The sequence below is a fragment of the Desulfobacter sp. genome (assembly GCA_028768525.1).
In the GTDB taxonomy this organism is placed as follows: domain Bacteria; phylum Desulfobacterota; class Desulfobacteria; order Desulfobacterales; family Desulfobacteraceae; genus Desulfobacter.
Genome location: CP054837.1, coordinates 3023147 through 3040749 on the forward strand (window position 1 = coordinate 3023147; position 17603 = coordinate 3040749).

Below are 17603 nucleotides of genomic sequence, written 5' to 3' on the forward strand. Positions count from 1 at the left end.
GCGACTCTTTTGTTGCCCGATCCAAATTCATTCGAATATCAGTCACCGCTTTTTTATAATTAAAAAATTTAGTTTTCAATGTTTTGCCTTCCGCTCCAGATTCTGTTATATGTAAAGTTTGCTTATTTTCGGGGAAGAGACCCGGGGACACCATCATAAACAGGACAAGATAAGAAGATTTGCCATGAAAATATTTGATTACCCGTCACAGGAAGCGGAAAAAAGAGTTCAGGATACCATTGACAGAGGACTTGGGTTTTCCAAAGAAGACCATGACAATGTCCAGGCTTATCTGGATGATGTGAAGGCCAGGGGGGACGAGGCGCTGATTGAGTATACCAATAAATTTGACTCTCCTGCCGTGACCCTGGACAACCTCAAGGTGACCGAAGAAGAATTTGAAGAAGCCCTGGCCCAGATGGAGCCGGAGTTTCTCCGGGCCCTGGACCGGTCTGTGGAACAGCTCACCGCCTTTCACTCCCGCCAGCGGGAAAACTCCTGGATCGATACCCCCAGAAACGGAGTGATGGTGGGACAGATGGTCAAACCGGTGGAGGCGGCAGGGATATATGCACCGGGGGCCAAGGGCGGCAAAACCCCCCTGGTTTCCTCCGTTCTCATGGGCGGGATTCCGGCCAAGGTGGCCGGGGTTGATTCCATCAGCCTCATGACCCCGCCCATGGCCGATGGAAAGATCAACCCCCATATCCTGGCGGCGGCCAGGGCCGTGGGCATAAATTCAGTATTCAAGGCCGGGTCGGCCTGGGCCATCGGGGCGCTTGCCTACGGGACCGAACAGGTGCCCCGGGTGGATGTGATTGTGGGCCCGGGCAATATCTATGTGACCCTGGCCAAAAAAATCGTTTCAGGCACCGTGGGCATTGATATGATCGCCGGCCCCAGCGAAATCCTCATCATTGCGGACAAGGGGGCCAATCCCGAATGCGTGGCAGCCGACCTGCTCTCCCAGGCCGAGCATGACCTGCTGGCCTCGGCCATCCTGGTGACGGATTCAAGGGAACTTGCCGACCGGGTGGTGCCGGCCCTTGAGGCCCAGATGGCCAAGCTGTCCAGAAAAGAAATTGCTAGAGAGGCCATTAATAATTTCGGGGCCATCATGGTGGTGCCGGACATCGAAACCGGCATCGAACTCTCCAACCGCCTGGCGCCGGAGCACCTTGAGATCATCGTGGATGCCCCCTTTGACTATATCGACCGGATCAGGAACGCCGGCGCCCTCTTTGTGGGCCCCTACACGCCGGAGCCCATGGGCGATTATATTGCCGGCCCCAACCATGTCCTGCCCACGGCGGGAACGGCCCGGTTCTCCTCCGCCCTGAGCGTGGAGCATTTTACAAAGAAAACCAGCCTGATCCATTACTCTGAAACCGCCTTTAAGGAAGAGGCCGACGATGTGATCAAACTGGCCATGACCGAGGGGCTGGATGCCCATGCCAATTCGGTTAAAGTGAGGAAATAGACACCCCAGCTTTATTGCCGGGGGCAGATAAGGGGCAGAGGCCGGCAGACGGCTTTCTGCCCCTTAGTTTTTTAAGACTCCGGTGTTATAAATCTTTAAGGGCCCGTTTCAGGGTCTCAATGGAAAAGGGTTTGGACAGGGCCGCGGAAAATCCGAAACCGGCATACTCCTCCATGGCCGGGTCCTCTGAATAGCCAGAGGCGACAATGCCTTTGATGCCCGGGTTCAGGGCCAAAAGCCTTTCCATGGTTTCCACCCCGCCCATGCCCCGCTTGACCTCCAGGTCCAGGATCACCTTGCCGATGATTTTGCCGGCCACCAGGCAGGACTGGTATTTTTCAACGGCCTCTTCCCCGTTCCTGGCCAGCACGGGCTCGTACCCCAGGCGCTCAAGAATCTTTTTGGTGATTTCAAGGATCATCACATCGTCATCCATAAAGAGCACCAGGGGCTTCCGGGCGGCGGGCCTGGGGAGCGGGGGCTTGTCTGCGGCGGCAACAGCGGATTTGGTTCCAGGGCTTTCCTTCTGGAATACCGGCAGAATGATGTCCACCCGGGTGCCCTGTCCCGGGCTGGATTCAACGGCAATGGTTCCCTGGTGGTTTTTCACGATGGCCCAGGCAATTGAAAGCCCCAAGCCCGTACCCTTGTTATTGCCCATGGGTTTGGTGGAAAAATAAGGATCGAAAACCTTTTCGATATTTTCATCGGAAATGCCCCGGCCGTGGTCGGTAACGGAGATCATGATCATTCCGTGCTTGTCCGGATGAATACCGGCCGCCACCCGGATCTGCCCGGCCATGCCACAGGCTTCAGCCCCATTGATAACAATATTTTTCACCGCCTCCCGGAGCTGGTCCTGGTCCGCCTCCATCACCGGCGGCAGGTCCCGAATTTTTAGACGACAGTCGATGCCCTTTTCCTTTTTCAACTCCCCCAGAATCGTTTTGATGAAGCCCTGGACCTCAATATGGGACTTAACATGAATACCGCCGCCCTTGGAGAAAACCACAAACTTGGATGCCAATTCCTTTGCCTGGAGTACCGATTGCTCGGCATCGGCCAGGTATTCTTTAATGGGATCTGAATTGGCGATCATCTGGGCCAGGTTGATATTGCCCAGGGTGATGGACAGGGTGTTGTTAAAGTCATGGGCAATGCCCCCGGCCAGGGTGCCGATGGCCTCCAGTTTCTGGGAGCGGATCAGTTTTTTCCGGGCCTGTTTGAGCTCATTTTCAGCCCGTTTTTTTTCAATGGCCACGGCAATGGTTTCCGAAACAAAGCTGAGCAGTTCCACGTGATCCTGGTTGTACTTGATGGGATTGGTATAGCTCTTCACGGCCATGACCCCCAGGATATCCCCATGGATCATCAGGGGGACGCCCAGCCAGTTTTTGGGCAGCCGGCCCAGAACCCTACCTTTTGCCCCCAGTTCATCGAGCTGGCCTTCATCCAGGAGCAGGGGGGCCCGGCTTAAAATAACATCTCCGGTGAGGGAGGGGTTTTCACTGAAATTGTAAATCCACTTGGGAGAAAAATCCGCTGCCTCATCCCTTCGGAAGACATACTGGATGGCGTTCTTATCCTTGTAATAGACCGCAATAAAAAAATTGGTCATATCCATCAGGGAAGAGAGGTGCCTGTGGATGGAACGGTAAAGGTCCTGGAGCGTCGCACTGGTATTCAGGGCGCTGGCGATATGGAAAAGTGTTTTGTTGACCGCTTCGGCCCGCCGGACTCTGGCGACGGTCTGCTCCAGTCGTTTAATCTGCTGTTCAAGGGATTGGTAATTGGGTTTATCACTCATGATGCACCTGATTTAACACCTTGGTTTGGTACCGGAATACATGGCCAGCTGTGAATTAAAGACATTCTGGCCGGAAAAATTGCATTCTACCAAAAAAATTTTATTTTATATACTTAATTTCTCAAAAATAACCAAAAATTAATCCCGCAACCTATAATCTCGAACACGGCGGGATTAGATATTGACTAAGACACTGATTTTAATCTATATATGTCGTTTGTATATTTTGCAGCAAACTATAAATTTAAAAAGATTAAAAATGGACAAAATGCAGACCATACGCGGGTTTAGAGATATATTGCCGGAAAACATCGCCCTGTGGCAGCGGGTGGAACAGGAGGCCGCCGCCCTGTTCAGCGCCTTCGGATACAATGAAATCCGGATTCCGGTGCTGGAAAAAACCGGACTTTTTGCCAGGAGTATCGGAGAGACCACCGACATCGTTGAAAAGGAAATGTACACCTTTGAAGACCGGAAAGGGGACAAGCTGACCCTGAGGCCCGAAGCCACCGCCTCCATCTGCCGGTCCTATATCCAGCATAAGATGTATGCGTCGGATCCGGTCCGGAAATTTTTTCTCGTCGGCCCCATGTTCAGGCGGGAACGCCCCCAGAAGGGCAGATACCGCCAGTTCTACCAGATCGACGCCGAGGTGTTCGGCATTGCGTCCCCCTATGTTGACAGCGAATTGATATTCCTGCTCAACGAATTATTCAAACGCCTGGGATTGACGGGGCTGTCAGCACACATTAACAGCCTGGGGTGTCCGGATTGCCGCCCGGCATTCCAGCAGGCCCTGCTGGATTTTCTGGGGGAAAGAAAAGAGGCGCTCTGCGAAAACTGCCGCCGCAGGATCGAAAAAAATCCCCTGCGGATCCTGGACTGCAAGTCGGAAACCTGCAGAGAGGCCCTGGAGGGGGCGCCGGCCACCGTGGACCATCTCTGCCCGGACTGCGACGACCATTTTGCCAAGGTAAAGGCCTCACTGGAAAAACAAGGGGTGGATTTCAAGGTCGATAAAACCCTGGTCCGGGGGCTGGACTATTACACCAGAACGGCCTGGGAAATCCAGACCACCGCCCTGGGCGCCCAGTCTGCCGTTGCCGGCGGGGGGCGCTATGACCGCCTGGTGGAGGAGCTGGGAGGGCCCGCCACCCCGGCCATCGGTTTTGCCATCGGCTTCGACCGGCTGGTGGAGGTCATGGAGCAATTGGGCCAGGGCATCGAAAATAAAGGGCCGGACCTGTTCATCGTTCCCCTGGGAGAAGCGGCCCTGGAAAAGAGTTTCCACTGGTCCTGCGAGCTGAATAAATCGGGGCTGCGCACGGATACGGATTTCAGGGGAAAAAGCATGAAGGCCCTTATGAAACGGGCCAATAAGGCGGGGGCATCCCATGTACTCATTGCCGGGGACAACGAACTGGAAGAAAATAAAGCCATCCTTCGGAATATGGAAACCAAGGAGCAGACCGACATCCTCCTGGACAACCTGGTGCCTGAGCTTTTGGCCCTGTTAAAAAAATAAAAGACAATAATTAATTATTTAAGGAAAGAATTGTGACTGATTTACTTGGAGATATGAAACGGACACACTCCTGCATCGAACTTGGGGCCGCCCATGTGGGACAGGAAGTGGTACTCATGGGATGGGTTCAGCACCGCCGGGACCACGGCGGGGTTATTTTTGTGGATCTGCGGGACCGGAATGGCATCACCCAGATCGTGTTTAACCCCCTGGTATCCGAGGCGGTCCATGCCAAAGCCCAGGAAATCAGGAACGAATATGTCCTGGGCATCCGGGGCCGTGTGGCCGCAAGGCCCGATGACATGGTCAACCCCAATATGGAAACCGGCGCCATCGAGATCATGGTTGACGAACTGCGGATTTTCTCCCGGGCCAAGACCCCGGCCTTCCAGATTGAAGACCGGGTGGAGGCCTCGGAAAGCATCCGGCTCCAGTACCGCTACCTGGACCTGCGCCGCAACCAGCTGAAAAACAATATCCTGGCCCGGCACAAAGCCACCATGGCCATCCGGAATTACCTGGACGGCAACGGATTCATCGATATTGAAACCCCCTTTCTCACCAAAAGCACCCCGGAAGGGGCAAGGGACTACCTGGTGCCCTCCAGGGTGAACCAGGGCGAATTCTATGCCCTGCCCCAGTCTCCCCAGCTCTTCAAGCAGCTGCTCATGATTGCAGGGTTCGACCGCTATTACCAGGTGGTCAAATGCTTCAGGGACGAGGACTTGAGGGCCGACCGCCAGCCGGAATTCACCCAGATCGATATGGAAATGTCCTTTGTGGATGAAACCCAGGTCATGGATATTGCCGAAGGGCTGATAAAAACCATTTTCAAAAATGTCTTGGACATGGATCTCACCGAGCCCTTCCCCAGCCTCACCTATGCCGAGGCCATGGAACGGTTCGGCCTGGACCGGCCCGACCTGAGATTCGGCCTGGAACTCTGCAATGTCTCTGACATCGTGGAGCACGCCGATTTCAAGGTATTCGCCTCGGTGGTTAAAAACGGCGGCCTGGTCAAGGCCATCAATGCCAAGGGCTGTGCCGACTTCACCAGGAAACAGATCGACGAACTCACCGAGTTCGCCGCCGTGTACAAGGCCAAGGGCCTGGCCTGGATCAAAATCAAGGAAGACCAGTGGCAGTCCCCCATTGCCAAATTCTTCTCCGACGCGGAAAAGGAGGAACTGAGGGAACGCCTGGATCTGGAACCCGGGGATATTGTATTCTTCGTGGCCGACCAGCCCAAGATTACCAACGAGGCCCTGGGCCAGCTGCGTAACGAACTGGGCCGCCGCCTGGGACTTATCGATGAAAACGAATACAAGTTCACCTGGGTCACCCACTTCCCCATGTTTGAATACGACGAGGGGGAAAAGCGTTACCAGGCCCTGCACCATCCATTCACAGCGCCCCTGGAATCAGACCTGGACAAACTGGAAACCGCTCCCCTGGAGGTCAACTCACGGGCCTACGACCTGGTGCTCAACGGCATTGAGATCGGCGGCGGCTCCATCCGTATCCACGACACCGAACTCCAGGCCAAGATCCTCAACTGTTTGGGGATCGGCGAGGAAGAGGCCAAGGAAAAATTCGGATTCCTCCTGGAAGCCCTGGAATCAGGGGCGCCCCCCCACGGCGGACTGGCCTTCGGCCTGGACCGCCTGGTGATGCTGCTGTGCAAGGAAGATTCCATCAGGAACGTCATTGCCTTCCCCAAAACCCAGAAGGCCACCTGTGTACTTACCGAGGCGCCGTCTCCGGCAGGCCCCAAACAGCTCCAGGAACTGGCCATCAAGGTCTCAAGACCCGTGGAATAATTTCCACATTGCGTCAAAACTAAAAAAGCGTCCGTCTCCCCCTGCCGGGGAGGCGGACGCTTTTATTTTTTCGCGATCCTGGGTAAAAAGTCTGCTCTAGGCTTTTTTCCTTTTTACATGGAGAATGGGGGTATTGAATACCAGTGCGGAGACATCATCGTCCCGCTTCACCTTCAATTCCAGGGCGTCCTTGTCAATTTCAAAATACTTTGAAATCACATTTACAATATCGGTCTGAAGATCGACCAATGTGGTGTCGTTCACTTCCAGTTTGTCGTAGATAAGAGAGAATTGGAGCCTTTTTTTGGCAGCTTCGCTGCTTTTTTTCTGTCCTGTAAACCGTTTTAACAATCCGCTTAGCATGTGCAATTCTCCTTATTTTAGCCCGAATGTTTTGCTGATTTTGTTCCACATGCTGGTCTTATGTGTGGGCACCTCAATGGGAATGTCGGATTCGCCGTTGAGCCGCCGGGCGATGCGGCGGAAGGCCTTGCCGGCCTTGGAATCATTCTGGAGGACCAGGGGGGTGCCGGTATTGGAGGAAATCAGCACCTTCTCATCCATGGGCACCAGGCCTGCCAGTTCGATGGACAGCACCTCCAGCACATCCTCGTGGCTGAGCATTTCCCCGCGCTCCACCCGGGCCGGTTCGATGCGGTTGACAACGAGGCGGGGCTCCAGGGAACGGGAATAGAGCAGGCCGATGACCCGGTCCGCATCCCTTACCGCAGAAACATCCGGAGTACAGACCACCAATGCCTCGTTGGCGCCCACGATGGAATTTTCAAATCCCCGTTCAATGCCGGCCGGAGAATCCATGATGATATAATCGAATTTTTTACGCAGCTCTTTGGCCACCCGCTCCACCCCCGCAGGGGTCAGCACGTCTTTATTGTCGCTCTGGGAGGCGGGAATAAGAAAAAGGTTTTCGATGCGCCGGTCCCGGATGGCAGCCTGTTCAATTTTGCACCGGCCCTGGACCACATCCACGATATTGAATACGATCCGGTTTTCCAGCCCCATGACCACATCCAGGTTTCTCAGGCCGATATCCATGTCCACGATGGCCACCCGGTTCCCTTCAAGGGCCAGGGCCGCACCAATGGATGAGGTTGCCGTTGTTTTACCGACGCCGCCCTTTCCCGATGTTACGACAATGATTTTACCTTCCAATTCACACCTCAATATATTTGGTTATTTTTATTTATCTGTATCATATTTTTCTGCCATCAGATGGCTTCTGGCCAGGGCATCCGCCGGAACGGCCCCGCCTTCATATAGTCCTTTACCACGATGGAGCGCCCATCAAGGGAGGCATACTCAGGGCCTCTTCCCCCGGAGAGTTCATCACTGCCCGCCGCCGACACCGGCCCGATTTTCACATGGCTGGCATCAAAGGCCAGGGCAAATATGATGGCATCTTCCCGGTTGGGGTATCCGGCGTGTACCTTGCCGCAGAGCCGCCCCAAAACGATGATGTCACCGCCGGCCGTGAGCTCTGCACCGGGATTGACATCCCCGGTAATAACCAGATGCTTGCCCGCTTTGATTTTCTGGCCCGAACGGACCCGCCCCCTGAGCATGAGCACATCGCTTTTATGGTGGTTCCAGCCCTTGGAAAGATCCCTTTGCCGGATCCGTTCCGTGGGGATGGAGCGTTTTTTCGGAGAAGTCGAAATCCGCCCCAGTTCAAATTTTTCTTCAAGATAGTTTTTTATGCGCCGGACCAGGTCTTCCTGCCCCCTGGCATCACCAACGTCCAGAGTGACATCGGCATTGATGGCCAGATGTTTCAATTTCTTGATCAACCGTTCAATTTCAGCAAGGAGAACCGATTCAGGGTGGGAGGGGTCAATGGTGATCCACAACCCGCCGCCTGCCCCTTTCAATTTCACAGGGGCGTCATTGTCAAAATGTATCATTCCATTCCATCAAAGTTATTGTTCAAGAATTTCACGGATTTTATGGGAAAAATCAATCACGGAATAGGGCTTGAGGATATAGCCTTTGCAGCCCTGCTTAAGCATTTCCTGGGCCTTGTCGTCAATGGCGTAACCCGTTGACAGCAGCACCTTGATATCGGGGTTCATCTTTTTCAGGGCCATAAAGGTCTCAAGTCCGTTCATTCCGGGCATGATCATGTCCAGCACCACCAGGTTGATCTCATCTTTTTTATCAGCATACAGGGCAAGGGCTTCCTGACCGGAGCACGCGGTGATCACCTTGTACCCCAGGGCCTTGCAGATTTCACGGCCCACGGTGAGGATCCGTTCCTCATCATCCACCAGGAGGACGGATTCATTTCCCATGGCCATTTTTTCCCGGGCCGAAGGAATATCGTCGGACTCAACCGGCTCGGACAGCGGGAGTATAATGGAAAAAGAGGAGCCCACCCCCGGGGAACTCCAGACGTCAATGACCCCTTTGTGGTTTTTGGCAATTTTCCTGGCAAAGGTCAGCCCCAGGCCTTTTCTGTCAGTAAACTGCTTGTGGTTCGCCGTATAGAAGGGTTTGAATATTTTCTCCAGCGTCTCCTTATCCATGCCGATGCCGGTATCTGTGATGGTAATCTTGCAAAAATAGCCGGTCTCCACCCCATAGGCCTCTGCCGTGCCGTTTAAAATGGCGGCGGATTCGGTGATAACAGACAGCTTGCCCCCGTTGGGCATGGCCTGGAGGGCGTTTTCCACCACCGCCGATACCACCTGGTTGATTTTGTCCGGATCCCCGTTGATGACCAAAGACCTGGCATCCAGTTCCACATCCAGAATAATCCGCTTCCCCTTGAGGTCCAGGTTTTCAACGGCGGAGCGCACCAGGCGGTTGACATCAATACGGGTGCTGTAAAAGGCATCGACCTGGGCAAACCCCAGAAGCTGGTTGGCGATTTCAGAGCCCTTGTCAATGCACGAGAGGATTTCAGTAATATGCCCGTACAGAGGATCCGAAGGATTGACACTGCTCATCATTAAAGAGGCATGTCCCTTGATGGCGGCCAGCAGATTATTGACATCATGGGCAATCCCGTTGGCCAGGGCCTCTACCGCGTCACTGGATTCATCCTTAATCGAAATATATTCCATTCCTTTTCTGCCCTACTCTCAAAAACTAAAGTCCATCCCCGTTAATCCAGGGAAATGATGCCTTCCTGGATGGCATATTTGGTCAAACCGGCAACTGAAAAGATATTCAATTTTTTCATTATATTCCGTCTGTGGGTCTCCACTGTTTTTATGCTCACCCCCAGCTTTTCGGCAATATCCCTGGTTTTTTCCCCTTCAGCCACCAACTGGAGAATCTCCCGCTCTTTTTTGGAAATTTTAGTAAACCTGGGCAACTCTTCCCAGTTCCCTCCCCGGATGACCTGGTCGTCAACATACATCCTGGCAATGGAAGGGGTCAGGTAATAATTTCCCCGAATGACGCTTTGGATGGCATCATAAATCTCTTCAAAGGCCGATTCCTTTAAAATATAACCGGCGGCACCTGCAGCGAACATCTGGTCGATAATGCTTTTACCCGAATGCATTGACAATGCGATCACCCGGGTATGGGGAACCTCCTGGCGGATTCTGGCGGTGGCTTCCACACCGTTGAGATCAGGCATGGAGATATCCATCATCATAATATCCGGCTCAAGGGAAATGGCTTTTTCCACGGCCTCCCGGCCGTTTTTTGCAATATCCAGAACCATGATGTCTTTTTTTTCCAGCAGGCTTTTGAGCCCTTCCCGGATAATGGCATGGTCATCTGCTATAACGACGTTTAACTGCATAAGCACCTAAGTATAGTTTGGACCTGAGTCTATTATGAAGGCGCCTGAAAATCAAACATAAATTGCATTTTTCCTTGACACCCCCGGAAACTCGCTGTAGAAATAATGATCATGATGTTCTTATACACAGAAACAGCCAATGCTATCAATTCTGCGGATTCCGGTTTCCGGTTCCGGCGCTGGTGGTGGACCGCCGACCTGCAGCCGTGACCTGTATATGAACCTTGAGTAATAGACGGATCTGGCTGCAGCAAAGTGCTGCAGCCTTTTTTATTGCCCAAACCAATGAATGCTGCTAAAACCCCTATCGGAGGAAATCATGTTAATTGTAATGGAAAAAGGCACATTAGACCTACAAATTCAAGCGGTTGTAGACGCCGTTGAAAAAAGGGGCTACGAAGCCCGGCCCATTCCCGGGGGTGACCGGGTATCCATTGGTGTCCTGCACAACAAGGGCTCTGTGGATGCCGGCCATTTTCTGGGGCTCGAAGGCGTAAAGGAGGTCATTCCGGTGACAAAACCCTATAAACTTGTCAGCCGGGAGTTCCAGAAGGAGAACACCCATATAAAGGTGGGAGATGCCGTATTCGGTGACGGCAGCCTGCCTGTCATTGCCGGCCCCTGCGCCGTTGAAAACGAAGCCCAGGTCATGGCCATTGCCCGGTCCGTGAAGGAAGCCGGGGCACTGGTGTTCAGGGGCGGCGCATTCAAACCCAGGACCTCGCCCTATTCTTTCCAGGGGCTGGGCGAAGAAGGGCTCAAACTCCTGGCAAAAGTCCGTGAAGAAACCGGGCTCCCCGTGGCCACAGAGGTCATGGATGTGGAAAATTTCGATATTGTGGAAACCTACGCCGACGTGGTCCAGATCGGCACCCGGAACATGCAGAACTTTTCCCTGCTCCGCCGGGCAGGCAAGTCCAAGCGGCCGGTCATCCTCAAGCGGGGCATGTCCGCCATGCTGCAGGAGTGGCTCATGGCAGCGGAATATATAATGGAAGAGGGCAACCCCAACGTCATCCTCTGCGAGCGGGGGGTGAGAACCTTTGTCCGCCACAGCCGGAACACCCTGGACCTCTCCGTGGTGCCGGCAGCCAAAAAGGAGAGCCACCTGCCCGTTATCGTGGATCCCAGCCATGCCGCAGGCGTCCGTGACCAGGTGGTGCCCCTGGCCTATGCCTCGGCCGCCCTGGGTGCAGACGGGGTGATGATAGAGGTCCACAACAATCCTGCAGAAGCCCTGAGCGACGGCGCACAGTCCCTGTTCCCCGATCAGTTCGCCCGGGTGATGAAAAAAATGAATGCCATCCATGCGGTCTGTGCCGAATAAGGAGACACGCTTTAAATGAAAACCTACACCGTTGACGGCCGGCAGGGAAAATCCCTCATCCATGTGGGGGAATCCCTCAGCCGGGCAGGGGAGCACATCCCGGCCGGCGTAACCCCGGTCATCGTCACAGATGAAAATATCCAGCGCCTTTACGGCAGCCGGTTCCCCCATGGCCCGGTCATCACCATCGGCACCGGAGAAAAAAACAAAACCCTTGCCACGGTTGAATATATTCTTAAGGAGCTGGTGGCCCTGGGCTGCGACCGGTCCTCCTTTATTCTGGGCATCGGCGGCGGCATTGTCTGCGATATCACCGGATTTGCCGCCTCCATCTTTCTGCGCGGGGTGAAGTTCGGTTTTGTCTCCACCTCCCTGCTCTCCCAGGTGGATGCCTCCGTGGGAGGAAAAAACGGGGTCAATCTGGACGCCTATAAAAATATGGTGGGGGTGTTCAACCAGCCGGAATTTGTCATCTGCGATATTGAGATGCTGGACACCCTGCCGGAAGCAGAAATATCCAACGGCCTGGCGGAAATTGTCAAACACGGACTGATCAAGGATATCAATCTTTTAAAATTCATTGAAGCCAACAGGGACAAGGCCCTGGATCTGGACCGGGATACGGTGTTCCGCCTGGTGGCTGATTCAGTGGATATCAAATCCAAGGTGGTCCAGGCCGATGAACGGGAAGGGGGGGAGAGAAGAAAACTCAACTTTGGCCACACCATCGGCCATGCCTTTGAAAAGCTTGACCCCAGCGGACACGGCCGGGCCGTTGCCGCCGGCATGGTGGCCGCCGCCCGGTTCTCACAGCACAAAGGATACATCCATGCAACCGATGTGGAGCGGATCAAGGATCTGCTCTCGGGACTCGGGCTGCCGGTTCAGGCGGATTTCCCTGCAGACAAGATCATCAGCGCGGCTTCCAGGGACAAAAAGAAACAGGGGGACCATCTTTTCTTTGTATTTCTTGAGGCCCTGGGCCGGGCCCGGGTTGAAAAAATCGGCTTTGAAGAAATGAACAATTTCATCAAAGCCGGCATTTTTTAATCCAGGGATTTTAAAACCAGCCGGAATCCGGTGAAGTATGTTTTCATTCCGGGCAGGGCGCCCTGCCCGGCCCGGCAACGGGATGAGGAAACCGGGTCCACCAGAGAGCCGCCCCGGACTACCCGCCGTCGGCCGCCATCCATACGGGTGCGGCACCACTCCCTGACATTCCCCCCCATATCATAGAGGCCGATCTCGTTGGCCGGGAAACTGCCCACCGGTGCCGTCCGCCCCCTAAAAGGGCCGGCATCGCAGCCGCCGCAATTGGCTTTGGGGCGAAAATCTTCGTCTCCCCAGGCATAGGCCGGCCGCCGCCCCCGGTTCCTGCAGGCAAATTCCCACTGAACCGATGTGGGCAGGCCGAATTCCAGACCGGTTTCCCGGTTGAGCCTGTCAATGAATTCCCTGGCATCCTCAAACGAAACCTGTTCCACCGGAAGGTCATCCCCCCTGAACCGTGAAGGGTTGCCAGGCATCAACGCCATCCATTGCGCCTGGGTCACCTCGTACTGCCCCATCCAGAATCCCTCAGGGCAGACCCGGCGGGCCGGGGACTCATCCCGAGGACAATCGGCGCCGTTGCCACTGCATCCCATTTTAAAACATTTACCCGGCACCCAGACAAAAACCATACCCGTCACAGGTTCCCGGAACCGGTCCCCAGAATGCCGATGGGGCAAAAGCTGTTCATCAAACCCAAGGCTGCAGTCGCCAGCATATTTCCACAACTCAAGCCGGTTCCATATACTTTCCGCTTTTTCATATCCCCGTTCATGGGCCTGCTTTACCCAGCATTTTGCTTTTAACGGATCCCTGAGCACGCCCCTTCCGTGGAAATAGGCCGTTCCCAACTCACACATGGCCCGGGCATCCCCGCTTCGGGCGGCCCGGAGCAGTGCGTCAATATCCTGGAGCCCTTTGCACATCCCGGTTCCGTCCATCAGAACCAGGGCAATTGTAAAAAAAATTATCCACCGCATCATTCTACTCCCTTCCAGGTCTAGACAAATCGCTTTTTTTCAATACCCGTTTATAGTATAGAGTGAACATAAGTCCAATACCATCTGAATATCTTACTCTTTTTGATTTGCAATCGCGGCGTCACACCACCGAGCCCCTGCTGAATTTTATAACTTCGAAAAAAAGAATGTTGACAAATAGGATTAAATCCTATTTAATAAAAAAAACGAAATGGTACAGGAGATTACTTTGGATCTATTCTACGAACAATGCAAGGCCCATAATCTAAAAATAACTCCCCAGCGGGTGGCGGTGTACAAGGCGTTGAGTTCATCCCTATCCCACCCCAGTGCCGACCAGATCCACAAAGAATTGAAAAAGGAGTTTCCCAACATCAGCCTGGACACGGTAAACCGAACCCTGCTTACCTTTGCCAAGGCCGATATGATCGATGTGGTGGAAGGACACGGGGATCCCAGGCGCTTTGATCCCAACCGGAATCCCCACCACCATTTTTACTGCGTTTCCTGCAGGAAAATCTTTGATTTCAAGGACGACGACCTGGACCGGCTCCCCCTTTCCCCGGAAATTGAAAATAAATTCACCGTCACGGGAAAGCGGGTCTGCCTGACCGGGTATTGCGATAAGTGCCGCCACCTTCATAAAGAGGGCAGCGTCCATTAACCGGAAAAGCGGGCAACCGCAATTCAATACTTCTAACCCTATTAAGGAGACCAAATTCATGGCAAGCTTGAAAGGCACCAAAACAGAAAAAAATCTTCTCACCGCATTTGCCGGGGAATCCCAGGCCCGGAACCGCTACACCTATTTTGCCAGTAAAGCCAAAAAAGAGGGATACGTCCAGATTTCAGAGATTTTCACAGAAACCGCCAACCAGGAAAAAGAACATGCCAAACGCTTTTTCAAATTCCTTGAAGGCGGCGAGGTTGAAATCACAGGCGCCTTCCCTGCCGGCGTAATCGGCAGCACCCTTGAAAACCTGAAAGAGGCGGCCGCAGGCGAAGAATACGAATGGACCAAAATGTACCCGGATTTTGCCGCTGTGGCCCGGGAAGAAGGCTTCCAGGAGATCGCTATTGTTTTTGAAATGGTGGCCATTGCCGAAAAGCAGCACGAAAAACGGTACAAAGAACTGGCGGCCAATGTGGACGCCGGAAAGGTTTTCAAAAAAGACGCATCCACCACCTGGCGCTGCCGCAACTGCGGGTATGTCCATGACGGAGAAGAAGCTCCGGAAATGTGCCCCGCCTGTGCCCATCCCCAGGCCCACTTTGAAGTCCTCGGCGAGAACTGGTAGGCCCAAACGGCGTCAATATCTTTAGAAGCACCGGACCGGGGCGTCCGGAGGCGACAGCCGCTATTCGGTCCCCCGGCCCCTGGGTGCAGCTCCCAGGGTTCTTTTTTGCGGCTCCCCCAGCCCATCCCGGCTCATATATGCCATACACTGCCTAAAATCATAAACAAATTAGCGTTGGTCCTGATTCCGGGAACATTGACAAAGACTTTATATGAACATATATTTACAGCCAATTTTAATCTCAAATAGGAAATAGCCATGGCAGAAAATATTATAGAATTGACCGACGACGATTTTGAAAACATGATAAAAACCTCAGACAAACCCGTGATGGTGGATTTCTGGGCCCCCTGGTGCGGCCCCTGCAAAGCCATTGGTCCCACGGTTGAAGCCCTGTCCGCAGAGTACGGCGACAAAATGACCTTTGCCAAGGTCAATGTGGACGACAACCCCTTGAGCCCCAGCAAATTCGGCGTCCAGGCCATCCCCACCCTGATCTTTTTCAAAGGCGGCCAGGTGGCCGAGCAGATTACAGGCATGGTGGCCAAAGAAAAACTTGAAGAGACCCTCAAAAGCGTTCTTTAAGGAGACCTGCAATGAGCGATTATGATCTGGTGATTATCGGTGCCGGCCCTGCCGGCCTGACCGCAGGCCTCTACGCGGCCCGGGCCAGGATGAAGGTACTGCTTCTGGAAAAAGCCGTGCCCGGCGGCCAGATTCTTATCACGGACTGGATTGAAAACTACCCCGGTTTCCCTGAAGGCATCTCCGGATTTGATCTGGCGGAAAAAATGAAAAAACAGGCCATGGACCTGGGGCTGGAAATCGAAACCGCCGAAGTCCACAGCCTCAACCTCAGCGCCGAAACCAAGGAGATCGTTCTCAAGGACAGATCCATCAAGGCCAAAGCCCTGATCATTGCCACCGGCGCCTCCCCCAGAAAACTGGGAATCGGCGAAGACCGCTACATGGGCAAAGGTATTTCTTTCTGCGCCACCTGCGACGGCCCCTTCTTCCGGGATAAAACCGTTGTGGCCATCGGCGGCGGTGACACCGCGGTACAGGAATCCATTTTCCTGACCAAATTTGCCAAGAAGGTTTATCTGGTCCACCGCAGAGACGAACTGCGGGCCACAAAAATCCTTCAGGAAAGGGCCTTTGCCAATGATAAAATCGAATTCATCTGGGATTCGGTGGCCACCGGCGTTGAGGGATTCTTCGGCATTGAAGGGGTAAAAATCAAAAATGTAAAATCCGGCGCGGAATCCACCATCAAGGCCGACGGCTGCTTTATCTGGGTGGGCATCCTGCCCAACACCGAATTTGTCAACGGGGCCGTTGCCACCGATGAAGGCGGATTCATTATTGCCGACGCCCACATGGCAACCAATATCCCCGGTGTCTATGCCGTTGGTGATGTCAGGAACACCCCCCTGCGTCAGGTATCCACGGCCGTGGGCGACGGAGCCATTGCAGCGGTTTCCGCAGAACATTATATAGAAAGCTTATAAAATGAAAAATTGGCTTATTATCGGGATCTTCATGATCCTGCTCTCTGGCTGTTCCCTGTTTGACGAGTCCAGTCAGATGAACAAAAGCGCCCAGCAGCTTGCTGCCGAAGGGGCGGCCGCCTTCATGAACGAGGACTACCAGGATGCCGTCAAGGCATATACCGACCTGAAGGACTGGTATCCCTTCAGCAAATACGCCATCCTGGCGGAACTCAAGGTCGCCGACGCCCACTTTCACCTGGAAGAGTATGACGAGGCCCTGGTTGCCTATGAGGGGTTTGAGAAAATGCACCCCAAGAACGAGGCGGTTCCCTACGTGATCAACCAGATGGGCATGTGCTGGTTCAAACAGATCGACACGGTGGACCGGGATTCCGCTCCGGCAAAAAATGCAATGGCCCTGTTTAAGCGCCTGTACCGCCAGTTCCCGGACCATGAACTGGCAGAGGAAGCGGTGGCCCGAATTGAAGCCTGCATAGACAACATTGCCGGCCATGAACTATACGTGGCAGACCACTACAATAAAACAGAAGCCTACAAGGCCGCATTGAAACGATACGAATATATCGTTGAATTCTACCCGGGCACAGAGCAGAGCGAGATTGCCCTGGCCAAAATCCCCGCTGTGGCCGAAAAGGTAAAAAAGCTGGAAGCGGAGCAGGCTGAAAAAGAAAAAAACGAAGACTAAATTAAAAAATTCTAAAAAAGATAATAATCCTTTACTTTTAAAACAAATTAATGTATTTATCTCGGGTTATTATTTTGATGAAGCGTTTTCGTTAGGAGTATAAAAAATGTCAAAACAATGTGCAATTTGCGGAAAGAAACCAATGGTCGGCAACAATGTCAGCCATGCCCACAATCTGAACAAAAGACGGTTCAACCCCAATCTTCAGAGAGTCCGCGCAGTGATCAAACAGGGTTGCGTCAGAAAAATTGATGTATGCACCTCCTGCATCAAGGCAGGCAAAGTCGTTAAAGCCTCCTAAGCCCTTCTGACGAAAATCTGTCCGGCACTCCGGGCAGTACA

The 17603-nt window shown here is 53.5% G+C and carries 18 protein-coding genes; 11 read left to right on the forward strand and 7 right to left on the reverse strand.

Annotation, left to right across the window (positions count from 1 at the left end; translation table 11 throughout):
- Positions 1–184 precede the first annotated feature (184 nt).
- Positions 185–1480, forward strand: coding sequence for a histidinol dehydrogenase (gene hisD / locus HUN04_13675; protein WDP90686.1), 1296 nt, complete (start codon positions 185–187; stop codon positions 1478–1480).
- Between the two features lie 85 nt (positions 1481–1565).
- Here hisD and HUN04_13680 read toward each other — a convergent pair whose 3' ends face one another.
- Positions 1566–3287: a GAF domain-containing protein gene (locus HUN04_13680; GenBank protein ID WDP90687.1), complete on the reverse strand. Its 1722-nt coding sequence runs from the start codon at positions 3285–3287 to the stop codon at positions 1566–1568.
- A gap of 268 nt (positions 3288–3555) precedes the next feature.
- On the opposite strand from HUN04_13680, the gene HUN04_13685 reads away from it, so the two are divergent.
- The gene (locus HUN04_13685; GenBank protein ID WDP90688.1) at positions 3556–4812 is read left to right on the forward strand and encodes a histidine--tRNA ligase; all 1257 of its coding nucleotides are present in this window, start codon (positions 3556–3558) and stop codon (positions 4810–4812) included.
- A 32-nt stretch (positions 4813–4844) separates the two neighbouring features.
- Positions 4845–6632, forward strand: coding sequence for an aspartate--tRNA ligase (gene aspS, locus HUN04_13690; GenBank protein WDP90689.1), 1788 nt, complete (start codon positions 4845–4847; stop codon positions 6630–6632).
- A 96-nt stretch (positions 6633–6728) separates the two neighbouring features.
- On the opposite strand, the gene minE is transcribed toward aspS, so the two are convergent.
- From minE to HUN04_13715, 5 genes are read right to left on the reverse strand one after another with little or no spacing between them, the layout of a single operon-like run.
- The gene (gene minE, locus HUN04_13695) at positions 6729–6995 is read right to left on the reverse strand and encodes a cell division topological specificity factor MinE (protein WDP90690.1); all 267 of its coding nucleotides are present in this window, start codon (positions 6993–6995) and stop codon (positions 6729–6731) included.
- Between the two features lie 12 nt (positions 6996–7007).
- On the reverse strand, positions 7008–7805 hold the full coding sequence (minD, locus tag HUN04_13700) for a septum site-determining protein MinD (GenBank protein WDP90691.1): 798 nt from the start codon (positions 7803–7805) through the stop codon (positions 7008–7010).
- 56 nt (positions 7806–7861) lie between these two features.
- Positions 7862–8554 (reverse strand): septum site-determining protein MinC, encoded by a 693-nt coding sequence (locus HUN04_13705; GenBank protein WDP90692.1) that lies wholly within the window; start codon positions 8552–8554, stop codon positions 7862–7864.
- A gap of 15 nt (positions 8555–8569) precedes the next feature.
- A complete protein-coding gene (locus tag HUN04_13710; GenBank protein WDP90693.1) occupies positions 8570–9715 on the reverse strand; it encodes a response regulator in 1146 nt (381 codons plus the stop codon).
- A 41-nt stretch (positions 9716–9756) separates the two neighbouring features.
- The gene (locus HUN04_13715) at positions 9757–10407 is read right to left on the reverse strand and encodes a response regulator transcription factor (protein WDP90694.1); all 651 of its coding nucleotides are present in this window, start codon (positions 10405–10407) and stop codon (positions 9757–9759) included.
- Positions 10408–10726: 319 nt separating this feature from the next.
- On the opposite strand from HUN04_13715, the gene aroF reads away from it, so the two are divergent.
- Positions 10727–11734: a 3-deoxy-7-phosphoheptulonate synthase gene (gene aroF, locus HUN04_13720; protein WDP90695.1), complete on the forward strand. Its 1008-nt coding sequence runs from the start codon at positions 10727–10729 to the stop codon at positions 11732–11734.
- A 15-nt stretch (positions 11735–11749) separates the two neighbouring features.
- The gene (gene aroB, locus HUN04_13725; protein WDP90696.1) at positions 11750–12784 is read left to right on the forward strand and encodes a 3-dehydroquinate synthase; all 1035 of its coding nucleotides are present in this window, start codon (positions 11750–11752) and stop codon (positions 12782–12784) included.
- Here aroB and HUN04_13730 read toward each other — a convergent pair.
- Positions 12781–13767 carry an SUMF1/EgtB/PvdO family nonheme iron enzyme gene (locus HUN04_13730; protein WDP90697.1) on the reverse strand — a complete coding sequence of 329 codons (987 nt, stop codon included), beginning with the start codon at positions 13765–13767 and terminating at the stop codon, positions 12781–12783. The genes aroB and HUN04_13730 overlap by 4 nt on opposite strands.
- A 226-nt stretch (positions 13768–13993) precedes the next feature.
- On the opposite strand from HUN04_13730, the gene HUN04_13735 reads away from it, so the two are divergent.
- From HUN04_13735 to HUN04_13760, 6 genes are all read left to right on the forward strand, one after another.
- Positions 13994–14428 carry a transcriptional repressor gene (locus tag HUN04_13735; protein ID WDP90698.1) on the forward strand — a complete coding sequence of 145 codons (435 nt, stop codon included), beginning with the start codon at positions 13994–13996 and terminating at the stop codon, positions 14426–14428.
- Between the two features lie 58 nt (positions 14429–14486).
- Entirely contained in the window at positions 14487–15062 is a 576-nt protein-coding gene (locus HUN04_13740; protein WDP90699.1) for a rubrerythrin family protein, read from the forward strand.
- A gap of 258 nt (positions 15063–15320) precedes the next feature.
- Entirely contained in the window at positions 15321–15647 is a 327-nt protein-coding gene (gene trxA / locus HUN04_13745) for a thioredoxin (protein WDP90700.1), read from the forward strand.
- 11 nt (positions 15648–15658) lie between these two features.
- Positions 15659–16573: a thioredoxin-disulfide reductase gene (trxB, locus tag HUN04_13750; GenBank protein WDP90701.1), complete on the forward strand. Its 915-nt coding sequence runs from the start codon at positions 15659–15661 to the stop codon at positions 16571–16573.
- A 1-nt stretch (position 16574) separates the two neighbouring features.
- Positions 16575–17261 carry an outer membrane protein assembly factor BamD gene (locus HUN04_13755; protein ID WDP90702.1) on the forward strand — a complete coding sequence of 229 codons (687 nt, stop codon included), beginning with the start codon at positions 16575–16577 and terminating at the stop codon, positions 17259–17261.
- 106 nt (positions 17262–17367) lie between these two features.
- Entirely contained in the window at positions 17368–17562 is a 195-nt protein-coding gene (locus tag HUN04_13760; GenBank protein WDP90703.1) for a 50S ribosomal protein L28, read from the forward strand.
- The last annotated feature ends 41 nt before the right edge of the window (positions 17563–17603 follow it).